At 65.4% G+C, this 228-nt stretch carries 1 protein-coding gene; it reads right to left on the bottom strand.

The features are described 5' to 3' along the window. Positions 1–228: carbonic anhydrase (locus G5A07_RS21855; RefSeq protein WP_316248773.1), on the bottom strand; the 228-nt coding region annotated here is incomplete at both ends.

The following is a 228-nucleotide window of genomic DNA, read 5'->3' as shown; positions in this document are numbered from 1 at the left end:
ATCCCGTAGATGCAGCCATGCACGGACAGCGACTGGCCGCGGTGCCAGGCGTTCTGGACGATGCTGGTGTGGCTGACGTTGGCCACCTGCTGGATCACGTTGAGCTCGCAGAGGCGGTCGACGCGCTCTTCCTCGGTCGGCAACTGCTCCAGGTGCTCGCGGTATTCGTAGGCGAGGTCGCGAATGCTGCGCAGCCAGCCGTCGATCAGGCCGAGCTGGTCGTTGTGC

The organism is Stenotrophomonas sp. AS012628 (assembly GCF_010608305.1).
GTDB classification, from domain to species: Bacteria; Pseudomonadota; Gammaproteobacteria; order Xanthomonadales; family Xanthomonadaceae; genus Stenotrophomonas; species Stenotrophomonas geniculata.
The sequence above is the reverse complement of the archived record's forward strand: the minus strand, read 5'-3'. Positions and strand labels throughout refer to the sequence as shown.